Genomic DNA, 21,939 nt, shown 5'->3' on the forward strand with positions numbered 1-21,939 from the left:
TCATTCTGATTTGATTATTTCACAGTGCATAAATGAGCGGTTTAAACCTACATTCGCCACGTCCTATCGATATTCGCTTGCATCAGGCATCGCGTTTGCTTGAGATTAAATTCGATAACAATATGGAGTGCATGCTGTCTTGTGAATTTTTGCGGGTATATTCACCATCTGCCGAGGTTCGTGGCCACGGTGCCGGACAAGAAACGCTACAAATTGGTAAAGAAGATGTGAATATTAGCGCTATCGAACCTGTCGGCAATTATGCAGTCAAGCTGGTATTTAGTGACGGCCACGATACAGGCTTGTATTCATGGGATTATCTGTACGAATTGGCTGAAAATTATCAAGCAATGTGGCAAGACTATGTATCTAAACTTGAGATGGCTGGACACAAAAGAAAAGACTTTTAAACACTAGAATAGTCACAATTAAAAGTAAGCAAATGCAAGGAAAAAACATGACTGATAAAACCACTCACTTTGGCTTTAAAACGATTAATGAGCCAGAAAAACAGCAAAAAGTTGGTGAAGTATTTCACTCTGTCGCCAGTAAATATGATGTGATGAACGACGTGATGTCTGCTGGTTTACATCGCGTTTGGAAGCGCTTTGCAGTGGACATCAGCGGTGTAAAAGCAGGCGATCATGTACTGGATATCGCTGGCGGTAGCGGTGATTTATCTAAGTTATTTGCAAAAAAAGTGGGTAAAGATGGCTCAGTCACTTTAACGGATATTAACGCATCCATGCTAGCTGTTGGACGCGATCGTATGATAGACGCAGGACTCAATGTGCCCGCAATGCAGTGTAATGCCGAACAATTGCCATTTGCTGATAACAGCTTTGATTGTGTGATTGTAGCGTTTGGCTTGCGGAATATGACGCACAAGGACATTGCGTTAAAAGAAATGCAACGTGTGTTAAAAATTGGCGGCAGACTGTTGGTGTTGGAATTTTCGACAGTGTGGCAGCCATTGCAAAAACTGTACGATGTATATTCATTTAAATTATTGCCGTTTATGGGCAAATTAATCGCCAAAGATGCAGAAAGTTATCAGTATTTAGCTGAAAGTATTCGCATGCATCCAGACCAAGAAACCTTGAAGCAAATGATGCATGATGCGGGTTTTGGCAAAGTGGATTATCACAATTTGAATGCTGGTGTTGTGGCCTTACATAAAGGCTATAAAACTTAACCTTTTAAAAAGCTTAACTTTTAAATTCTATTCTTTGAGACTATTTTTTAAATCATATTCACTTAAATCGTTTAAATTCAACCTGAATTAATCAAACCCATGCTAAAGCCTCTAGTCACACGTTTTTTGCAACATATCACCAATCAAAATAATTGGTCGCGCGCCTATTTGGTCAGCTTTGCGGGCAAAGTTGTGCAGTTTGATTTTGTTTTAGCCAAAACTAATCTCGCCATTTTGGAAGATGGTAGCTTAAGCCTTGCAGGAGAAACGGCGCAACCAGATGCCTTTATTCACATTCCGCCCAGCTTGGCATTGCGTTTACTGGCTAAAGACGAAGCAGCAAAATTGCAAATTAAAATCGATGGTGATACGCACCTTGCCACGGAGCTCAGCAAAATATTGCAGCAAATGCGCTGGGATATTGAAGAGGATTTAAGCCATTTAGTGGGCGATATTACCGCCAGTAAATTGGGTGAAACGACGCAAAAAGTGCTGCATGAAAGCAAAAAGCAAACTGTGAATTTAGCGGAAATGCTGACCGAGTATTGGCAAGAAGAAAAGCCTGTGGTTGCAAAAAAACGCCATATTGAACAGTTTAATCATGATGTTGATAGCCTTAAAAGTGACATCGCGCGTTTTGAAAAAAAACTGCAAAAGCTAGCTCAACAAATACCAATAACAAACCTAACAGAAAGTTAACCCGATTAAATGCATTATTTTCGGCTATTTGTCATCATTTTCATTCTGTTAAAGTTTGGCTTGGATGAATTTATCGGTGAACACATTACGTTTAAGCCATTACACAAAGTCATTAAAGTGGTCTTTTTTTGGCGCAATACCACCTTACCAAGAGGCGTAAGATTACGTTTAGCACTGGAAAAGTTAGGTCCACTTTTTGTTAAGTTTGGACAAATGCTTTCAACCCGCCGCGATTTGTTGCCACCAGATGTCGCAGACGAACTAGCCAAGTTACAAGACCAAGTGCCACCTTTTGCTTTTGAAGAAGTACAAAAAAGTATTGAGGCCGCGTTTGGTTTACCACTGGATTCAATCTATAGCCAATTCGACACCATCGCGGTTGCCAGCGCATCGGTCGCACAAGTGCATTTCGCGCATTTACATGATGGGCAAGAAGTGGCGGTTAAAGTATTACGACCTGGTATCGCGAAAGTCATCAGCCAAGATTTATTACTGTTGAAATCATTGGCTTGGCTACTACAAACGATTTCAAGTGAAGGCAAACGTTTGAAGCCTTTAGAAGTGGTGGATGAGTTTGCGCGCCACACAAAACATGAGTTAGATCTGACTTTAGAAGCCGCCAACTGTAGTCAGTTAGCACGCAATTTCGCGCCGAAAGACGACGTACGCGCACGTTTACTCATCCCCGAAGTATATTGGGATTATTGCCGCAAAGACGTGATGACCATGCAGCGCATGTATGGCACGCCGATTAGTCAAATTGAAGTTTTGCGCGCTAATAATATTGATATCACAAAACTTGCACACGATGGCGTTGAGATATTTTTCACACAGGTGTTTCGCGATGGATTTTTTCATGCGGATATGCACCCAGGCAATATTCAAGTCGCCAACGAAGGACCAAATAAAGGTAAATATATTGCGCTCGATTTTGGCATCATGGGTAGCTTAAGTGATATCGACAAATATTATCTGGCTCGTAATTTTCTGGCATTTTTTAATCGGGATTATCGGGATGTAGCGGTTGCGCATATTGAATCTGGCTGGGTGCCAAAAGATACCAATATTGAAGAGCTGGAAACCGCAGTTCGCGCAATTTGTGAGCCGATTTTTGACAAACCACTTAAAGATATTTCCTTTGGTCGCACGCTATTAAGTCTTTTCCAAATGTCGCGACGCTTTGGTGTGGTGATTCAACCGCAACTGGTGATGCTGCAAAAAACGCTATTGAATATTGAAGGATTAGGGCGCGATTTAGACCCTAATATTGATTTATGGCAAACAGCAAAACCGTTTTTAAATCGCTGGATGAGTGAACAAATCGGCTGGCGTAGCATTGCCAATACATTCAAAAAAGAGCTGCCTTTTATCCTGAAAAACACACCACAAATGCCGCGATTAGTGCATCAATTTTTAACGCAGCAAACGCTTGCAGAGCAAGACGTACCGATACACCAAACGATTCATACGTTAATCAAAGTGCAAAAAAATCAGGCACGTTGGCAAAAGTGGATGACTATCGCAATCGTGGTGCTGGTTTTGCTACAATCTCTCAGTTTGGTGATTTTTTTGCTTCATTAATTTTGTACTTAGCTGAATTAAGTTTAGTTGAATAAGTTTTAAGGGAAATATTCGTGCTGATTTGGTTTGTTATTGCCTACTTGCTTGTTTCTATTGGTATTGGCTTAGCAGCCGCAACCCGCGTTAAAAACACAAAAGATTACGCTGTCGCTGGCCGACACTTACCGCTTCCCATCGTAATGGCAACGGTTTTTGCCACTTGGTTTGGTGCAGAAGCGGTATTCGGTGTTTCTGCAACATTTGTACGTGAAGGTTTAAATGGCGTGGCGGCCGATCCATTTGGCTCTAGCATGTGTTTGATTATTGCCGGTTTTTTCTTCTCCACTCAACTATACAAACTGAATATCATTACGCTGGGTGATTTTTACCGTATGCGCTACAACCGTACGGTTGAAGTGCTAACGACCATTGCAATCGTTGTTTCCTATTTAGGCTGGGTAGCCGCGCAAATCAAAGCATTAGGCTTGATTTTTAATATGATCACCAACGGTGTAGTCAGTGAAGAAGCTGGTATGATTTTGGGCACCGCCATTGTGTTAACTTACACCACGCTGGGCGGCATGCTTTCAGTGGCCATATTAGATTTTGTGCAAATGATCGTCGTGATTGGCGGCCTGCTTTATATCGGCAGTATTGTTTCAGGCATGACTGGCGGCGTAGCACCTGTGATTGAGCACGCGAGAGCCGCAGGTAAACTGGATTTCTTTCCTAAAGGTGCAGACGTTTGGGTATGGATTACTTTCTTAGGCGGCTGGGTAACGATGATGCTTGGTAGCATTCCGCAACAAGATGTATTCCAGCGCATCACTTCTGCCAAAAGTGCAAAAATCGCATTGTGGGGTTCTATTTTAGGTGCTTCCGTATATTTCTGTTTTACTTTTGTGCCTATGTTTATCGCCTATTCTGCCACGTTAATCGACCCAGCAGTATTTGGAAAATTAGTGGTAGAAGACTCCCAACGCGTATTACCTACTTTGGTGTTACAACACACGCCGCTTATCGCACAAGCCATCTTTTTTGGTGCCGTTTTATCTGCCATTATGAGCTGTTCATCCGCCACCCTGCTTGCACCTTCTATCACCTTTGCAGAAAACGTTGTGCGCGGTTATATGCCAGATATGAACGATAAAGCCTTTCTGCGTGTGATGCGGATTTGCTTGGTGTGTTTTGCACTTTGCGTTTTGCTGTATGCACTTAATTCACAAAACTCCATTTTTGGCATGGTGGAATCCGCTTACAAAATCACGCTAGCAGGCGCATTTATCCCACTTGTTTTTGGTGCATTTTGGAAGCGTGCTACTAGTCAGGGCGCTTTGGGCGCTATTATCGGCGGCATCGGCAGTTGGGTAATTATTGAGGTATTGGTTGGTGAGAAAAGCCTGATCCCACCACAACTGATAGGACTTGCAATCAGCGCGATTGCGATGATTATTGGCTCATTAATACCACAAAAAATTGGGAAAATACCTAGTAAGCCAGCAGGCTATTTGCATGAGCATGCAGCAAGGCCACATCAGCATTAAAGTCTATTTAGCTTTATTTGAATAATCGTTCAACGCCTGATTAATCAACTTAAGGCGCTTCATATGCATTTGTGTGTGTGTCATATTTCTAACGTAATCAACACATTGTCTGCTCATATTCAATAATGTACTGCGTTCTTTAATGTTGTGAATAAGCTGAGCTTTTAATTCTGCACTATCACCTGTTTTGAAGAAATAACCCGTTTTTTGATCCTCTACGCACTGCAATAAACCCGCCGTATCTGAGCAAAGTACTGGTAAAGCCTGAGAAAATGCATCAAACACATTTCTTGGTTGCTCATCCGATAAACTGGGTATCACCATCAAATCGTAATCGTGTAAAAGCTTAAAAAAATCTGGACCATACTTTACAGTGCCGCGCAAACGTATCGATTCTGATTTTTGATTATGCTCAATCAAATCCGCACACTCTTGCAGCAAGCTGCCCTCACCATAAATATCCAAACTTAGCTGATGCCCTGCATCGATTAATTCACTTGCAGCTTTAATAAGCAGCAAAATGCCTTTCTCAAATACCAAACGTCCTACAAATACTAGTTTTATCGGTTGCGTAATCTCAAGTTTCTTACGTTCAATCAAAGCATTCAAATCATTTTCAGCCAAGATATTTTCTGCATCAATCCAAGTAGCTGGAATGACGAAACCCTTATTCTGATATTTACCAAGCAGAGATTTTTTATAAGCTTCTTGTGTAAAGGTACTTAAATCTGCACTTTGTACGCATAATCGATTCACATATTCCCAAACTGCTGATTTTACTTTTCGCTTTAATCCATGCGTTTGGCCTATAGGCAGTCGCCAAAAAGCCGACTCTACATTGATGAAATGAAAACGTTTTTTAAACAATAATATGGGGCAAATAATCCATGCTTCAGGAATCGGCCAGCCAGCAACTGCACTATGAATAATGGTTGTGCTATCGATCTCTTTCCATAGAATAGATATGGTTTTAGGCAACAACTGCAAAGCGTGTAATGTATTTCTAGGTTTCGGTAGCAATGCGAATCGTACATTTTTAAGTTTAGGATTATTTTCAATCACCACGGCATCTGCAGGTGAATTTTCATCAGAAAAATATGAAATCAAAGTGAGATTTTCGATGTAGTGTGTGTGCTCAATTAAGTCTTTTGCCCAAGCCAATGATACGCAAAGCTGATTTTCAGCATTACGCATATAAGGCACAGAAAATAGCACCAGTAAATATGGGTCGGATAGCTTAGGCTGATTCATCATCACTATTTTTCAGAAATATTAGCTTTAACTATGTTAATGCCTAATCTAATTTGAGAGTAATTTTAAGTTTAAAAATAGCGATATATCACTTATTTAACTATTTTAGACAGTTAACTGCTTTAGGTTGGCAACTTTCACAATAAAAAGTAGAGCGTTGCCCCAAGCGAATATTTTTAATCGGGTTTGCGCAAATCTTACATGGCTCATTTGTACGGCCATACACAAAATAATCTTGCTGAAAATATCCTGGATTACCGTCTGCGCCAAAAAAGTCACGCAAACTGCTGCCGCCTGCATTCAGCGAGTCGTTTAGCGTAGCCTTAATCTCTTGTACCAGCTTCTCACATTGCAAAAATGTGAGTTGTTTTGCTGGCGTCTCTGGGTGGATGCGGGCACGGAATAAAGATTCTGACGCATAGATATTGCCGACGCCTACTACTAAATGGCTATCCATAATGGTGACTTTAATAGCGGCATTTCGGCTGCGGATTTGATCAAATAAATATTGTGCGCTAAAGTCTGCTTCAAGCGGTTCTGGGCCAAGAGTGGTGATTAAACTATGTGTGTGCGGATGCTCACCTGCCCACAACACCGCGCCAAATCGACGTGGATCACGCAAGCGTAATACACGGCCATCATCAAAAGCGATGTCAAAATGGTCATGCTTTTCGGGTGGATAATCACGTTCTAATAAGCAAATACGGCCAGACATGCCTAAATGCAGCAGCAAAGTACCCGATTCAAATTCCGCTAGAATATACTTCGCGCGACGCGTTAAATTAAGTAGTTTTTGCTGATATAAAGTTTGCGGCAAATGCACGGGAATGGGCCAGCGCATACTGCCATTGCGAATGGTGACGGATTTAACCGTTTGATTAATCAGTGGAATTAAACCACGCCGCGTAATTTCTACCTCTGGTAATTCAGGCATGGTTTAAATACAGGCGTTATTTTAAATTAAGTGGTGGATTCAACATGGTAAATCCAACATCGTTACTAAAGTGGTACAAAATACCTTCGTCAGGTCTGCCTAGTAACAATTCCGGGGATTCTTGAATTTTATCAAAACGTATTTTTTTGCCATCTTTCAGCTTTACTTCAAAAGATGGATATACCGTTTTACGATCTGGAACATAAAGCTCTACTGATTTGGCTGGACTTTGCTTCCAAGTAAAATCTAGCCACTCGTTCAATTCGTTTTGCGTTGGCTTTGCTTTAGGTGCGTTAGTCTTCCATTGACTATCTACTAAGTCCACGTTTAAACCAAGCTCTTCCCATTGCTCTAAGTGCGAAAAGTTAAAACCACTTATTTGTTTTAATTCTGCTGGTCCGAGCGGTAATTTATCGACTAATTCGATTGCTTGCACGCTTGCCGCTTCTGAATAGCCTGCTTGAATCAGATAAACGGCGTCTTTATAACCCAAATATTGTTGATCTGTCACGGGATTATGCGTGCCGAAAATAAACTCTTCGGTGCCGCTACTACTGGTTAATTGTATTTTTAACTCTGGATTATTCAAGCCGTATTTGGCTAAATCACTGGCAGAGAATTTTTCTACACTGGTCGCAGCAATAATCGACAAAATACGTTGTACTGACATTTGATCCGCACGCGCTTTGTAAGGTGCTGTCATGCGCCAAAATCCATCTACTTTTTCAAAAGCCGTTGCTTTAACTGCAGGGAACTCGACTTTAATTGCATTGAAATCTGCTAGTTTTAGTTCTGAAACCGCATGTTGCGTACGCGCATCAATTTTGACTTGTGGACGAAGATACAAAAAAGCCACCAAACCACCGACCACCGCCAGCATTACTAAATTAAGTAACCATCTATTTTTCATTTAACTTATTCCCTGCTTTATTGCGAAACTTATTCATTACTACCAAATATTTTTGCCCATTTTTAGTTTTTAATACTTTTAATGGGTTAAGTATCGCTTAAGCTTTTCTACGTTTCCACCACAACCAAAAGCCTGCTACAAAAAAAGCTAATGGAATAAAATATTGGAAGCTATGGAATACTGTCCATGCAACTGCACGACCTTTGTCGTCATTAGGTATCGTGACATTGATATCTTTCAACGGCATCGGTTGAATGGTAATGAGCTTGTCGTCGCCAGCTAACCAGTTCACGATATTCACGCCAAAATCTAAATTTCCGCCGTTGGTAATAAACGTATTAGATAAGAAATTAGCATTCCCCATTACCACTACACGTTGGCCTTTTTTGCCATATTCGCGCTCTAAAGCCACGCCAATGTTAATTGGGCCACGCTTATCTACTTTCTCATCAAACACGACTTTTTTATTATTGACGCCTGATTTGATTAACTCAGACTCTAACCAGCCATTAGGCGCCACTTCTACCAAACGCCCTACTTTCCAACCAAACTCATCTGACGCATGTGCATCAATCTCATGCGCTTCTGGGAACAGCGTTCTTAATTGGAAATTACGTGTAATCGCATGATCGCCATATAAAGATGCAAATGCCACTTTCGCATCCGCGCCATATTGTGCTGCCGTCATATCTACAGCAATACCTGGTGAAACGGTAAAGCCTAAATAATCGGCCACTTCTTTCATGCCACGCAAATTATTGTCATCCAACAACCACAATAAATTACCGCCCGATTCTAAATACGCCTTGATTTTTTTCGCTTCAATCTCACTGACATCCACTTGCGGACTAGCGATTACCAACATCGCGCCATTGGCTGGCACGGCTTGCGCAATGGTTAAATCTGGATTGGCAAATTTAAAGCCTTTTGCTTCCAATTGTTTACCGAATTCACCAATATCGTGATTTTTAATACCTTGCAAATGACGTTCGCCATGCCCATCCAAAAACATAATCGGCCGTGTGTTTGTGCGCGCTAAACGCACTAACAAGTTGGTCATTTCTTGCTCTGCAATCGGTGGCGAAATATGTTCGGTGCGCTTGTTGTACTCCACAACCACTTCGCCATCTTGTTTAATGCCCGCTTCTTGTGCCAATTTTGGCTCTTCTGAAGGGTTAATAAAGGTCAGTGTAATATTCTTTTTCTCACGTTGATAACGCGCCACAAAATCTTTAACGCCTTTTCTAAAGGTATCGCCGCGATTCGCATCATCAAGTGTCGCGTAAACGGTAATATTCACAGGCTCTTTCATCTGCTTCAATATGTTCGCACTACCTTTTGTGAGGATGTTGCGATTGGCTTGCGTAACATCTTTTGCGTAGTGATATTGGCTGGTTAAATAGCCAATCAACACAATTAACAAGATAAATAACACCACAAACAGCCAGCTTTGCGCCAGCATTTGAAAACGTAAATTGCGATTAATTTTCATACAAAAAGTCCAATTAGCCTCTTAACCGGTCTGCATCCAAACGGCGAATCGTTAATATTAAAAAGGTCGTAGTAAATAAAACAAAGTACGCGACATCTGCGGTATCAATCAAACCACCAGCAAATGATTGGAAATGGTTCATTAAGGATAAATGCGCCAATGTATTGCTTGGATCACCTGCGAAAAAGCGATCTAAAATCATTAACGCAAATAGCGCAATAAAGCTCAAAATAGCGGCCACAACAGGCTGCGAAGTTAAGCTGGAGAAATACAAACCCAACGCAGAAAAACTAGCCACTAATAAAAACAAGCCTAATGAGTTGGCTAAAATATAACCAAAATCTATCTCAGACCAAATATTCAGCGTAAATAACATCAGTGCGATATACACAATTAATATGCTTAAAAAAGCCACAAGACCGACGAACTTTCCCAGTACGATTTCAGTTAACGACAGCGGCGCGCTAAATAAGAACGGCAAAGTTTGGCTACGGCGTTCTTCACTGATTAAGCGCATAGAAAGTAGCGGCACCGCGAATAACATGATAAACGAAGCTAATCCATACACCGTTTGACCGACAAACTGGGTTACACCGTAGCGCTCTGCGGGACGGATGGCGCCAGACATCACTTCAAAATAATCATTAACGCCGTTTAAAAAATAAGTGCCGAATGCAAACATCAACAGGGCCAGAATAATCCAGCCCATCGGTGAAGCAAATACACTTTTAAGTTCTTTTCTTGCCACATTTAAAATCATGTAATTTCCTTAAGCGACCGGAGTTTCTATTACTGCTGCATCTTGGTAAGTCAATTGCATAAACACATCTTCTAAGCTAGTTTGATCTGGCGCAATTTGATACAAACCCCAACCATTTTTAACAGCTGCCTGCACAATCGATTCATGCGGAGTTGCATTTTCTGCAAAACGCACGCGCATCATGTTGTTTTCCAAGGTTTCTGCCTCAGTAACGCCGGCAATTTTCAATAAATCTGTAGGCGCTGGCGCATTGTTAAAGCCAATCAGCAATTTATTACCCACGCGTTGACGTTTTAACACGTCAATTCCGCCGTTAAACACTAACTTACCTTTGTCGATAATCTGGACGTGATCACAGACAATTTCAACTTCTGGCAAAATATGCGTAGATAAAATCACACTATGGTCTGAGCCAATTTCGCGGATTAAGGTACGAATATCACGGATTTGAATCGGATCTAGGCCGACAGTTGGCTCATCTAAAATAACCACCATTGGATTATGAATAATGGCCTGCGCAATACCAACACGTTGCTGATAGCCATTTGAAAGATTTTCGATTAAACGCTTGCTCATGTGCGTTAAGCCACAGCGTTCTTTGGCATTTTGTACTGCTTTTTTGATATTACGACTAGATACCCTATGTAAACGCGCAGCGATTGTTAAATATTCGTCTACGGTAAATTCTTTATATAGCGGACGCATTTCAGGCAAATAACCAATTAATGCTTTGGCTTCTTTGGGATTTTCAATCATATCAATGCCACAGATTTTCACAGAACCAGCGCTGGGCGCCAAGTTACCTGTCAGCATTTTCATGGTGGTGGACTTACCTGCGCCGTTCGGGCCTAAAAAACCGAGCACTTGGCCTTGGGTAAGATTAAAGCTCACATTACTGACTGCCTCGCGGCCGCCGTACAATCGCGTAAGCTCTACCGCTTCTACTGTTAAATTGGTCATGATGATTGTCTTATCATTGCTTAAAACGAATCGCCTTATGAAACAAAATCGCTAGATTAGTTTCAGGCAAAAAGTTATAGTCTTAATTAAATACAAACGAAATATTGCTTAACCTTTAATTATGGATGAACTTGCATTAACTGTCACGGACTAAACATAAATAACAAATTGATGATTCTTAATTAATGATTTTGAATCAAGTTATTTTGAACCAAGCCCAAAGAAATTGAAAAGTTAAACTAAATAAAGTTAAATCAAGTTAATGAAAGTATCTGGAAACTTAAAATAATGCCCAAAATTAAAAAACTCAATATGAAAAAGATAGTTGTTGCAATTCTGATATCTACCGCGTCATTTGGCGTCTCATCTGCTTATGCTGAGTCGGCTAAACCAAGCATTATTCAGCCAACCATCACCACAGCAACGCCTGAGTTTGTATACACTTATTTATTAGGTGAAATTGCGGGCCAACGTGGTGACGTGACTTTGGCTAGCCAATTATTTTTAGATTTAGCCAAAAAAACACGCGATCCGCGTTTGGCAGAACGTTCAGCGCGCGCTGCCGCTTATGCCAATCAACCAGCCATTGCTTTACAAGCCTCTACTTTATGGGTGGAGTTAGACCCTAGTTCGATTGAAGCACAACAAGCTTCTAGCCAATTGTTAGTCGCAAGCGGCAACTTTAAGCAAGCAAAACCACATATTGAAAAGTTATTAGCCAAACCAGATACACGTGCAAATGGCTTTTTATATTTGAATACTTTACTGGCGAATCAAAAAGATAAAAACGAAGTTTTACAAGCTGTTCAAGAGCTGGCAGCGCCTTATCCAACCTTGCCAGAAGCACAATTTGCGATTGCACAAGCGGCGTTAATCGCAGATAAGCCTGCAATTGCCGAAACAGCACTTGCAACAGCAAACCAACTACGTCCAGGTTGGGAAGCTGCAGCGCTAATGCAAGGCCAAATGTTATTTAGAGAATCACCAGATAAAGCCGCTAACTTCTATCAAGGCTTTTTAAAACAATACCCACAAGCCAACGACGTGCGCATGTCTTATGCCAAATTATTGGTGAATCAAAAGCGTTTTGAGGAAGCAAAACCAGAGTTTGTTAAGTTAATCGATGCTGCGCAAGGTAGCCCAGAGATTAGCGCAGTGGTTGGTTTGTTGTCGCTAGAGTCAAGCGACTACGCGAGTGCAGACAAGTATTTTGAACAATCCATCGCGAATGGTTTTAAAGAACCTGAGCAACTGTATTTATACTTAGGCCGTAGCAGCGAACTACAAAAACAAGACGCCAAAGCTTTAGTTTGGTACGACAAAGTATCAGCAACTAGTGAGCGTTATTTAGAAAGCCGACTTTCTGCCGCGAATGTGATTGCGCGCACAAAAAGTCTAGATGCCGCTATCAAAATGCTGGATGACGTGAATGAACTGACTCCAGAGCAACAAACCATTGTGATTCAAACTCAAGCCAATATGTTGGGGCAAGCTAAGCGCAACCAAGAATCGTTTGATTTAATGACTAAGGCCGTTAGCAATCTGCCGAACTCGCCAGAACTTATTTATGATTACGCGATGGCAGCGGAGCGTCTTGGAAAATTGGATGTGATGGAAACCGAATTACGCAAAGTGATTCTCATGAAACCAGATTATGCTGCCGCTTATAATGCGCTTGGCTATTCTTATGCAGACCGAAATATTAAGCTAGATGAAGCCAAATCATTAATAGAAACCGCGCTTAAGTTACAACCGAATGACCACTACATGCTGGATAGTTTAGGCTGGGTACATTATCGTTTGGGTAATTTAGCACTTGCTGTTGAACATTTGCGTAAAGCTTATGATATGCAAGATGATCCAGAAATTGCTGCGCATTTGGGCGAAGTTTTATGGAAACAAGGCATGCAAGAAGAAGCGAAGAGAATTTGGGGACTTGCACTTAAAGAGCATCCAGCCAATGATTTATTGGTTGCAACTGCTAAAAAATTCAAATCTTAATGCTTTAAATAAGCTTAAATTTAAACTATTTTTAAAGAGTTATATTTGCTTTTTAATCGTCACTTAATGGTTGCCGCAGGCTTGTTACTACTGAACGCCTGCGCAACCATTAACCCACCGCCGCTAACGCAATCAACGACATCTATTACAAATCATCAGCAACATCTAGCTAAATTAGCCCAAATCAAAGGCTTTGAATTAAAGGGGCGTTTAGGTGTAGTTACCCAAAAACAAGGCTTTTCTGGCGGCATTGATTGGCAGCATGCACAAAGCACCGACAATGTTGATGTCTATTCACCGGTTGGCGGTAAAGTGGCAAATATCAGCAAACAGTCAACTGGCGTTTCACTGACTAAACAAGATGGTCAAAAAGTGTACGCTCAAGATGTAGAAAGCTTAACCGAAACCACATTGGGCTTTAAATTACCTTTATCAGGCTTAAGTGATTGGGTTCTTGGCAAACCAACAGCTAGCAATATTAATAGCAGCACTTGGGATGAAAATGGCCGCCTGCTTACTTTAAAACAAGAGGGTTGGGATATTAGTTATGAAAACTATGTTGAAAATAACGGTGTATTTTTACCCAATAGAATCGTGTTAAAAAGTGAAAAAGTTAACCTGAAATTATTAGTAGAAAAATGGATTGACATTTCTAATTAATAAGATCCCAAGCAATAATTTCAGTGAGCAAGCGTTAAAATAAATAGCGACTAATCTTTCATTTCTATACTATCGAAATAAAATAGCAAAAAACCTTACGAATCCAAAAAGATAATGCAAGACTTTCAAACCTTTTTAGCGCCAGCCAAAATCAATTTGTTTTTGCATATCACTGGCCGTCGCGCAGATGGTTATCACACGTTACAAAGCGTGTTTCAATTGCTGGATTTTTATGACAGTATCCATATTAAAGTAAACAATACAGGTGAAATTAAACGCTTAAATACTTTGGTTAACGTGCCAGAATCACAAGATTTATGTGTATGTGCGGCATTGGCATTGCAGCTTGCCACGGGATGCAAGCAAGGCGCAGAAATCCATATTGAAAAACGAATCCCGATGGGCGGCGGCTTGGGCGGTGGCAGTTCGGATGCTGCAACGATTTTATTAGCACTTAACCATTTATGGCAGCTCAAATTAAATCGCACCCAATTGATGCAAATTGGCTTAAGTTTAGGCGCAGATGTGCCAGTCTTTATCTTTGGCCAAACCGCTTGGGCTGAAGGCATTGGAGAGATTTTATCTCCTGTAAATTTACCTGAATCGCAACAACAATCCTACTATGTTGTATTAACACCAGATGCACAGGTATCAACTGCGCAAGTTTTTACTAATCCGAGATTGACAAGAGACACGAAACCATTGAAAATAGCGGACTTTTCAAGCGGTGAGAATTCTAGCAGTTTTAGAAATACCCTTGAAACGATTGTGTGTGAAGATTTTCCTGCAGTTGCAACTACCCTTGATTGGCTGAAACCTTATGGTGAAGCAAAAATGAGTGGATCGGGTGCATCTGTATTTGTAGCGGTAAATTCAAAACAAGTTGCGGATAAAATTTTAGCCAGCAAACCTGCTAATACAACAGGGTTTGTTGCAAAAAGTTTAATCAAACATCCGCACTATGGTTTAGTTTGAATTGCCGCTTAAAAAAGATTAAAAGTTTTATTGGGGAGTCGCCAAGTTGGTTAAGGCACTGGGTTTTGATCCCAGCATCCGAAGGTTCGAGTCCTTCCTCCTCAGCCAATATTTAGTGTGCAGACGTAGTCTGCATACACAAAAAGAAAGCGTGTAGATTAATGGATTTACACGCTTTTACTTTTTAAAGCCGTTAAAATGATTAATGCCTTTAAAAGCATTCAATATAATAAAAACGTAATAAATAACTAACGCTTAAGTATCTAGATTTTTAATATTAGAAATAATATATAAAGGGCAGCATTTTGAGTAACGGCAACATGATGGTTTTTACAGGCAATGCCAATCCAGAGCTTGCGCAGCAAGTAGCTACACACCTGGGCATTCAACTTGGCCGTGCCGATGTTGGCCGCTTTAGTGATGGCGAAGTAATGCTTGAATTGTTGGAAAACGTGCGCGGTAAAGATGTATTTGTGCTGCAATCCACTAGCCATCCGACTAACGATACGCTGATGGAAGTAATGGTCATGGTCGATGCGCTACGTCGCTCATCTGCTGGCCGCATTACTGCTGCAATCCCTTATTTAGGTTATTCACGCCAAGATCGCCGTCCGCGTTCTGCCCGCGTTGCGATTACTGCAAAAGTGGTCGCAAATATGTTAACTAGCGTTGGTGTTAATCGCTTATTAACGATGGATTTGCACTCTGACCAAATTCAAGGTTTTTTTGATATTCCTGTTGATAATATCTACGCAACACCTATTTTGCTGGACGATTTACTCAAGCAAAAATATGAAGATTTAGTCATCGTTTCACCAGACGTTGGTGGTGTAGTTCGTGCGCGTGCTTGTGCTAAGCAATTAAACTCTGACTTAGCGATTATTGATAAACGTCGCCCAAAAGCGAACGTCGCTAAAGTGATGAACATTATTGGTGAGGTTTCTGGCCGTACCTGCGTGATTATGGATGACATGGTAGATACTGCAAATACGCTGTGCGAAGCTGCCGCTGCTTTAAAAAACCAAGGTGCAAAACGCGTATTAGCTTATGCGACACACCCAGTATTATCAGGCACTGCGGTAGATCGCATTATGAATTCAGAATTAGATGAATTAGTTGTGACCAATACGATTAAATTAAGCCCTGCTTCTGCTAACTGTACAAAAATTCGCCAGTTAAGCGTTGCCGGTTTATTAGCAGAAACCATTAAACGTATTAGCCAAGAAGAGTCTGTTTCTTCTTTATTTATGGATTAACCTTTTAGTTTTAACCCTGTTTTCTGGTCGCGGAAAACAGTTTTTGTGTAGTACCGCTGTTATTTATTTAAACTTAACCAAATAAAAGCAGCAAAATAAGGAGTAATAAAATGAGTATCGAAATTAATGCAGTCAAGCGTGATGTTAAAGGTACGGGTGCGAGCCGCCGTGCACGTCGCGCTGGCAATGTACCAGGTGTGGTTTATGGCGCTGGTAAAGATGCCGTGAACCTTGAGTTAAATCATAAAGAGTTGTTCTTACAATTCCGTCATGAAGCTTTTCATGCATCTATTTTAAGTTTGATTGTAGATGGCAAAAAAGAAAATGTTTTATTACGTGACTATCAAATGCATCCAGTGCGCAATACAATCCAACACATTGATTTTCAACGTGTTTCAGCGACTGAAAAAATTCACGTTAAAGTGCCTTTCCACTTCTTAAATGCAGATGTTGCGCCAGGCGTTAAGCTAGGTGGCGGCATTGTTGCGCATATCTTAACTGAGGCAGATGTAAGCTGCTTACCTAAAGATTTGCCAGAGTTTATCGAGGTAGATTTAGCTGCTTTAGAAATGGGCGATTCAGTGCATTTATCACAAATTACATTACCAAAAGGTGCTGAGTTTGTTCAATTAGCGCATGGTACAGACGCCGCTGTTGCTGCGATTGCTAAAACTCGTGGTGGCGCTGCTGACGAAAATGACGCTACTGATGAGGCAGCACCAGAAGCACCAGCTGCCGCAGCTGAGTAATTCATTTCTGAAATTATTAAACGCGCGCTTAATCTATTAAGTGCGCGTTTTTTATTGATATGACACAAATGGACAGCATTAAATTATTCGTTGGATTAGGTAATCCTGGCGACAAATATGAAGCGACACGCCACAATGCAGGCTTTTGGTGGGTGGATCAACTCGCGGCTGGCACGAATAGTAAATTAGCAGTAGAGCCCAAATTTTTTGGGGTTGCAGGCAGGTTAAGTACCAGTAAATTTGCATTAGCAACTGATGTTTGGCTGATTAAACCCACTACTTTTATGAACGCTAGTGGAAAATCCGTTGCTGCGATTGCCAACTATTACAAAATTTTACCCACGCAAATACTGGTGATTCATGATGAATTAGATTTGCCGCCAGAAACGGTTAAGCTAAAAAAAGGCGGCGGCCATGGCGGACATAATGGTTTAAAAGATATTACTGCCGCATTAGGAACCGCTGACTTTTGGCGTTTACGTTTAGGTATCGGCCACCCGGGCGATAGAAATGAAGTCGTTAATTTTGTACTCAAAACGCCATTAAAAGATGAACAGAATGCCATTAATCAGTGCATTGATAAAAGCATAGAAATTGTACCGCAATTACTAAACGGGGATTTTGAGGATGCAATGTTAAAATTGCATACTAAGGTTTAAGTATACAAACTTAACTTTGCAATAACTTAGTTTCTCAAATTTTCCAACTGTATTTTCGTTTAGTACAAGGCGGCAAGGATTGAGTGGCTGAGTACAGCACATTAAGTACGGCGAAGCTGCGAAAACGCAGCCAACGCAGCAATCAACGAAAAGACAGACTGGAAAAAACATGAAGTGCGGAATTGTTGGCCTACCCAACGTAGGAAAATCCACCTTATTTAACGCGATTACCAAAGCGGGGATCGCTGCAGAGAACTACCCTTTTTGCACGATTGAGCCAAACGTTGGCATCGTAGAAGTGCCTGACCCACGCATGCAGCCGCTGATTGACATTGTGAAGCCACAAAAAGTACAGCCAGCGATTGTTGAATTTGTTGATATTGCTGGCTTAGTTGCTGGTGCATCAAAAGGCGAAGGCTTGGGTAATAAATTTCTAGCCAACATCCGCGAAACCGATGCCATCGCGCATGTGGTTCGCTGTTTTGAAGATGCAAACGTGATTCACGTATCTAACAAAATTGATCCATTATCAGATATTGAAGTCATTAATACCGAACTCGCACTTGCCGATATGGAAACCGTTGAAAAAACCATGCAACGCGAAAGTAAAAAAGCCAAAAGTGGAGATAAAGAAGCAATTGCTTTAGTAGCGGTATTAGACAAAGTATTGCCATGCTTGAACGAAGCCAAAGCCGTGCGCACTTTGAATTTAGATGCGGATGAATTACAGCTGTTAAAACCACTCTGCCTCATTACCGTAAAACCAGTGATGTATTTAGCTAACGTAGATGAATCTGGCTTTGAAAATAATCCGCTTTTGGACAAAGTTAACGCCCTTGGCAAAGCAGAAAATGCACCTGTAGTGTGTATTTGCGCCAAAATTGAAGGCGAAATCTCAGAGTTGGATGACGAAGACAAACTGTTATTTTTAAGCGAACTAGGACAAGACGAACCAGGCTTAAACCGCGTAATTCGCGCCGCTTATGATTTACTAGGCTTGCAAACCTACTTCACCGCTGGCGTGCAAGAAGTGCGCGCTTGGACCGTTAAAAAAGGCGCAACAGCCCCACAAGCTGCAGGTGTCATCCACACCGATTTTGAACGCGGCTTTATTCGCGCAGAAGTGATTCAATACGATGAGTACGTTAAAAATAAAGGTGAACAAGGTAGTAAAGAAGCTGGCAAGATGCGCTTAGAAGGCAAAGAATATATCGTGCAAGACGGCGATGTGATGCACTTTAGGTTTAATGTTTAGCTCAGAGCGTTTTATCGTATAAAAACAAAAGTAATTTTGACAATCAAGCGCTAAAACACTAGAATTGCGCCCTTGTCGAAAATTTAATAATCATAGTTTTCACAACAGTTTTCTGGTGATGTAGCTCAGCTGGTTAGAGCACAGGATTCATAATCCTGGGGTCGAGGGTTCAAGTCCCTCTTTCACCACCACTTGCAACGCCCCTTTCGAGAGATTGGGGCGTTTTTCTTTGTACTGATTTTCTCGATTAGTAGCCACCTAGTAGCCATAAATGTATTATATCCCCAATTAGTTTATAAAAATATCAGTTAAAAAGGGTAAGCTCATGTTGTGGACTACTGCTTTAAACCTGCCTTTAAAACAGTCAGAAGTTGACTTTTTGATACCCGAGTTAGATCACGACCTAAACTTATACGTTGACCCCCTACTTTTTCATCGAAGCAGCATACCTGAATATCAAGCTGTTCATGCATGTATCCATGAGTTTTTTAGCATATGTATAGATCAAGTAAAAAAAGGAAATATTGAGGTTGCCAGAAAAATGTTGGACTTTCCAGAGGTTCACGAAACTATGCTTGGTACTTCAAAATCTAGCCATAAGGGTAGAGGAATGGGCAAAGTTAGGGGAGGAATTATTTTAAATGAGATTATTGCAAACAAAGATGTTCAAACTAAGGGCATAACGCACATAGCTGAAATGCAACTCCTGATAGAAGGTGTTGGTTATGACTTAATAAGTGATATGTGCACAAATATTGCAAAACATTTTTTTATAGAATATACCCAAAAACAATGCCAGCAATACGAAATTGAAATGGAAAAAAACCTTTGTCTTGAGCATGTTTTTAATTGGGAAGAATTAGAATGGGACGACATTCATATTGATTTACCTACACATCCTGAATCTAAACATCCAATTTTATTGGTTCCTAGAACAGTTGTTCGTAGATTCCCAATATTTGATTATGCAGGATTTTGGGACACTACTTATCGTTACATATTAAGAGCAAATATGCTTGAATCCGCAGTTCACGCAATCGGCAAAGAACCAAAAGTGTTGTGGAAGGATGTTAAAGAAAAGTATGAGTTTTCAAAAAAACATGTAGTTGAAGTCCTTCATGAGAATCCAGAGTTAAGGCATCAATATGTTGATCAATTCGAAAGGAAATTTAGTAGTGGGATAAGTCCTGTGGATTTATTCAAAATTCAAGGAAATGAGAATTTCAATACTCCAATTAATGATTTAATTACAGAACTTAAAACAATTGAATCAGGTAATAAGGACGCAAAAAGGTATGAGAAACTAGTCTTAAGAATTTTAACTAGATTATTCTCCCCTCTACTTAACAACCCTGATCCACAAAGTTCATCTCATGATGGTAGGGAGATTATTGACATAACTTACTACAATGGAGCAAATGAAGGCTTTTGGAATGATGCAAAAATTCTTTGGCGTGCTACCACAATTACTTTTGAATTAAAAAATATGGATGACCTTTCAAATGAGGAGTTTTTCCAAATAGCTGCTAGATTGAACGATATTCGTGGAATGATTGGTTTTTTGATCAGTAGAAAAAAAGATCATCTTGATATTCAAAGAGCCTACAGACGATTGGATAAAGAACGAAAAGTAATTTTATGTCTGACAGATGAGGATTTGATAAACATGTTAGAAATGGACGCAAATGGTAAAAATGCAACGGAATATATACAAGCCATTTATAGAGAGTTCATAGATAAATCATAAAATTTTCAATAGTAATTATTGTTCTTAAATGTCCTTTATATCTAGTCTAAAGGACGCGGTGACAATCCGCGCCGTGCGCCGCTGGCGCGTGCGCGCGGTGCGTTTGTCACCTTGCCTAAAACGGTGTTGGTAAAGAGTTATTTTCGTTCGGTAAATATCTAAAAAATATCATTGCTGCATTTCTGTCTGTAATAAATAAACTTTGATCTTTAGTCGCTTCTATCATTACAGCAGGATCAAAACGTACATAAAGCTCTTGTACTGCTTCTGCCAATGTCTCAGCGCGCATCCATTCACCGCTTGATTCTGGCAGCTTAATGCTTCTAGGCACCCAGTAACGCTTACGATTAAATTGATGATGTTCTAGATAACTCTTAGTAATGTATTTAGAGATATAACGAGCGATGCCTACAGTCTGCTTAATTGGATCAGTAGAGCGTCTTTTCTGCTGCTTTAAGTCTACATTGCCAAGCGCTTCACTCCCTCGCTCATTGCCTTTACCACCTAGCGCAATCTGCCAACAACGTCTTAACAAGTCTGCTTTCACAAATCCATTGATGGCAGCATGAATATGATAGTGGTCTCCGCTTTTGTGTAGCTCTGGTACAGCAATATAATCAAACTTAGAGTCGGCAGCTACCAGCACACGCATAAATCGTTTCCAGGTGGCAATCACTTGATCGTAATCCTTGAGTAATCCTCTACTAGTTAAAGTTAATAAACGGTCTGCACGAATCTCGATAGCAAAGTGACGTACTTTTCTGGCAGCACGAAAAGCGGCTTTTTCTCGATCACGCAAAATATCTGCTTCGTCACGTTCTTTTGGTGCGGTTCGTAAACCACGATCGCGATTAGCATTTACTAAACGGTTTAAAACATTACGATTCACCAATACTGCTTTTGCTTCAAATCCACCTTTTGTAAAAGGTTGAATTTTTAATCGCCACTGTAAATCTTGATCAAATATCGGCTGGTTAATGGTTTGACCCCACATATAGGGATGTTCAGGAGGCAATACAGCATGCTGATGGTCTTCTGTTAAGTCAAAGCGATCTAAATCAATCATTTCGCCACCTCTAATATAGATTGATGACGTTGACTATTAACATAGGCCTCTAGATCATCTAGACGATAACGTACAGCACGAGAACCGATTTTGACAAATGGCACTCTTGCACCTGCCCATCGATCACGCTCTAAAAAAGCGATACTGACATTGAGAAATTTAGCAGCTTGCGGCGTGCTAAGTAAAACTGTTTGATGTTGCATCATATTGACTCCTAAAAATTGATATTGGAGACAATAGATTGATGCAGTACGAGGTAGCAAAAA

21 protein-coding genes and 2 tRNA genes are annotated in these 21,939 nt (G+C 40.7%); 15 read left to right on the forward strand and 8 right to left on the reverse strand.

Annotation, left to right across the window (positions count from 1 at the left end):
• The first annotated feature begins 32 nt into the window (after positions 1 to 32).
• From METVE_RS0101045 to METVE_RS0101065, 5 genes are all read left to right on the forward strand, one after another.
• Positions 33 to 410, forward strand: coding sequence for a gamma-butyrobetaine hydroxylase-like domain-containing protein (locus METVE_RS0101045; RefSeq protein WP_020166591.1), 378 nt, complete (start codon positions 33 to 35; stop codon positions 408 to 410).
• Between the two features lie 47 nt (positions 411 to 457).
• Positions 458 to 1,195 (forward strand): bifunctional demethylmenaquinone methyltransferase/2-methoxy-6-polyprenyl-1,4-benzoquinol methylase UbiE, encoded by a 738-nt coding sequence (gene ubiE, locus METVE_RS0101050; RefSeq protein ID WP_198290299.1) that lies wholly within the window; start codon positions 458 to 460, stop codon positions 1,193 to 1,195.
• Positions 1,196 to 1,294: 99 nt separating this feature from the next.
• On the forward strand, positions 1,295 to 1,894 hold the full coding sequence (locus METVE_RS0101055; RefSeq protein ID WP_020166593.1) for a ubiquinone biosynthesis accessory factor UbiJ: 600 nt from the start codon (positions 1,295 to 1,297) through the stop codon (positions 1,892 to 1,894).
• Between the two features lie 9 nt (positions 1,895 to 1,903).
• Positions 1,904 to 3,475 carry a ubiquinone biosynthesis regulatory protein kinase UbiB gene (gene ubiB / locus METVE_RS0101060; protein WP_020166594.1) on the forward strand — a complete coding sequence of 524 codons (1,572 nt, stop codon included), beginning with the start codon at positions 1,904 to 1,906 and terminating at the stop codon, positions 3,473 to 3,475.
• 53 nt (positions 3,476 to 3,528) lie between these two features.
• Positions 3,529 to 4,998 carry a sodium:solute symporter family protein gene (locus METVE_RS0101065; protein ID WP_020166595.1) on the forward strand — a complete coding sequence of 490 codons (1,470 nt, stop codon included), beginning with the start codon at positions 3,529 to 3,531 and terminating at the stop codon, positions 4,996 to 4,998.
• A 3-nt stretch (positions 4,999 to 5,001) separates the two neighbouring features.
• On the opposite strand, the gene METVE_RS0101070 is transcribed toward METVE_RS0101065, so the two are convergent.
• The 6 genes from METVE_RS0101070 to METVE_RS0101095 all read right to left on the reverse strand — a co-directional run bounded on the left by METVE_RS0101070 (position 5,002) and on the right by METVE_RS0101095 (position 11,305).
• Complete coding sequence (locus tag METVE_RS0101070; RefSeq protein ID WP_020166596.1) at positions 5,002 to 6,252, reverse strand: glycosyltransferase; 1,251 nt, start codon at positions 6,250 to 6,252, stop codon at positions 5,002 to 5,004.
• 97 nt (positions 6,253 to 6,349) lie between these two features.
• Positions 6,350 to 7,183: a bifunctional DNA-formamidopyrimidine glycosylase/DNA-(apurinic or apyrimidinic site) lyase gene (gene mutM, locus METVE_RS0101075; protein WP_020166597.1), complete on the reverse strand. Its 834-nt coding sequence runs from the start codon at positions 7,181 to 7,183 to the stop codon at positions 6,350 to 6,352.
• A gap of 16 nt (positions 7,184 to 7,199) precedes the next feature.
• Positions 7,200 to 8,093 (reverse strand): DUF4340 domain-containing protein, encoded by an 894-nt coding sequence (locus METVE_RS0101080; protein ID WP_020166598.1) that lies wholly within the window; start codon positions 8,091 to 8,093, stop codon positions 7,200 to 7,202.
• A gap of 97 nt (positions 8,094 to 8,190) precedes the next feature.
• The gene (locus METVE_RS0101085; protein WP_020166599.1) at positions 8,191 to 9,585 is read right to left on the reverse strand and encodes a GldG family protein; all 1,395 of its coding nucleotides are present in this window, start codon (positions 9,583 to 9,585) and stop codon (positions 8,191 to 8,193) included.
• Between the two features lie 13 nt (positions 9,586 to 9,598).
• Entirely contained in the window at positions 9,599 to 10,345 is a 747-nt protein-coding gene (locus tag METVE_RS0101090) for an ABC transporter permease (protein ID WP_020166600.1), read from the reverse strand.
• Between the two features lie 9 nt (positions 10,346 to 10,354).
• On the reverse strand, positions 10,355 to 11,305 hold the full coding sequence (locus METVE_RS0101095) for an ABC transporter ATP-binding protein (RefSeq protein ID WP_020166601.1): 951 nt from the start codon (positions 11,303 to 11,305) through the stop codon (positions 10,355 to 10,357).
• 312 nt (positions 11,306 to 11,617) lie between these two features.
• Between METVE_RS0101095 and METVE_RS0101100 the strand changes: the two genes are divergently transcribed.
• From METVE_RS0101100 to METVE_RS0101145, 10 genes are all read left to right on the forward strand, one after another.
• Positions 11,618 to 13,306, forward strand: coding sequence for a tetratricopeptide repeat protein (locus METVE_RS0101100; protein WP_020184148.1), 1,689 nt, complete (start codon positions 11,618 to 11,620; stop codon positions 13,304 to 13,306).
• Positions 13,307 to 13,351: 45 nt separating this feature from the next.
• Positions 13,352 to 13,966: a lipoprotein insertase outer membrane protein LolB gene (lolB, locus tag METVE_RS0101105; protein WP_232415350.1), complete on the forward strand. Its 615-nt coding sequence runs from the start codon at positions 13,352 to 13,354 to the stop codon at positions 13,964 to 13,966.
• 114 nt (positions 13,967 to 14,080) lie between these two features.
• The gene (ispE, locus tag METVE_RS0101110) at positions 14,081 to 14,941 is read left to right on the forward strand and encodes a 4-(cytidine 5'-diphospho)-2-C-methyl-D-erythritol kinase (RefSeq protein WP_020166604.1); all 861 of its coding nucleotides are present in this window, start codon (positions 14,081 to 14,083) and stop codon (positions 14,939 to 14,941) included.
• Between the two features lie 31 nt (positions 14,942 to 14,972).
• Positions 14,973 to 15,049: transfer RNA gene (locus METVE_RS0101115), tRNA-Gln, on the forward strand.
• Positions 15,050 to 15,261: 212 nt separating this feature from the next.
• On the forward strand, positions 15,262 to 16,197 hold the full coding sequence (locus tag METVE_RS0101120; RefSeq protein ID WP_020184149.1) for a ribose-phosphate pyrophosphokinase: 936 nt from the start codon (positions 15,262 to 15,264) through the stop codon (positions 16,195 to 16,197).
• Positions 16,198 to 16,307: 110 nt separating this feature from the next.
• The gene (locus METVE_RS0101125) at positions 16,308 to 16,946 is read left to right on the forward strand and encodes a 50S ribosomal protein L25/general stress protein Ctc (RefSeq protein WP_020166606.1); all 639 of its coding nucleotides are present in this window, start codon (positions 16,308 to 16,310) and stop codon (positions 16,944 to 16,946) included.
• 68 nt (positions 16,947 to 17,014) lie between these two features.
• Positions 17,015 to 17,605, forward strand: coding sequence for an aminoacyl-tRNA hydrolase (gene pth / locus METVE_RS0101130; RefSeq protein ID WP_026361956.1), 591 nt, complete (start codon positions 17,015 to 17,017; stop codon positions 17,603 to 17,605).
• 169 nt (positions 17,606 to 17,774) lie between these two features.
• Positions 17,775 to 18,860 carry a redox-regulated ATPase YchF gene (gene ychF, locus METVE_RS0101135; RefSeq protein WP_020166608.1) on the forward strand — a complete coding sequence of 362 codons (1,086 nt, stop codon included), beginning with the start codon at positions 17,775 to 17,777 and terminating at the stop codon, positions 18,858 to 18,860.
• A gap of 114 nt (positions 18,861 to 18,974) precedes the next feature.
• Positions 18,975 to 19,051, forward strand: a tRNA-Met gene (locus tag METVE_RS0101140).
• Positions 19,052 to 19,185: 134 nt separating this feature from the next.
• On the forward strand, positions 19,186 to 20,607 hold the full coding sequence (locus tag METVE_RS0101145) for a hypothetical protein (RefSeq protein ID WP_020166609.1): 1,422 nt from the start codon (positions 19,186 to 19,188) through the stop codon (positions 20,605 to 20,607).
• A 115-nt stretch (positions 20,608 to 20,722) separates the two neighbouring features.
• Here METVE_RS0101145 and METVE_RS0101150 read toward each other — a convergent pair whose 3' ends face one another.
• Both METVE_RS0101150 and METVE_RS0101155 read right to left on the reverse strand, forming a co-directional pair.
• Positions 20,723 to 21,673 (reverse strand): rolling circle replication-associated protein, encoded by a 951-nt coding sequence (locus tag METVE_RS0101150; protein ID WP_020166610.1) that lies wholly within the window; start codon positions 21,671 to 21,673, stop codon positions 20,723 to 20,725.
• Positions 21,670 to 21,879: a helix-turn-helix transcriptional regulator gene (locus tag METVE_RS0101155; RefSeq protein ID WP_020166611.1), complete on the reverse strand. Its 210-nt coding sequence runs from the start codon at positions 21,877 to 21,879 to the stop codon at positions 21,670 to 21,672. Before METVE_RS0101155 ends, METVE_RS0101150 begins: the two co-directional genes overlap by 4 nt.
• Positions 21,880 to 21,939: the final 60 nt, after the last annotated feature.

It is taken from the genome of Methylotenera versatilis 79 (assembly GCF_000384375.1).
Lineage (GTDB): Bacteria > Pseudomonadota > Gammaproteobacteria > Burkholderiales > Methylophilaceae > Methylotenera_A > Methylotenera_A versatilis_B.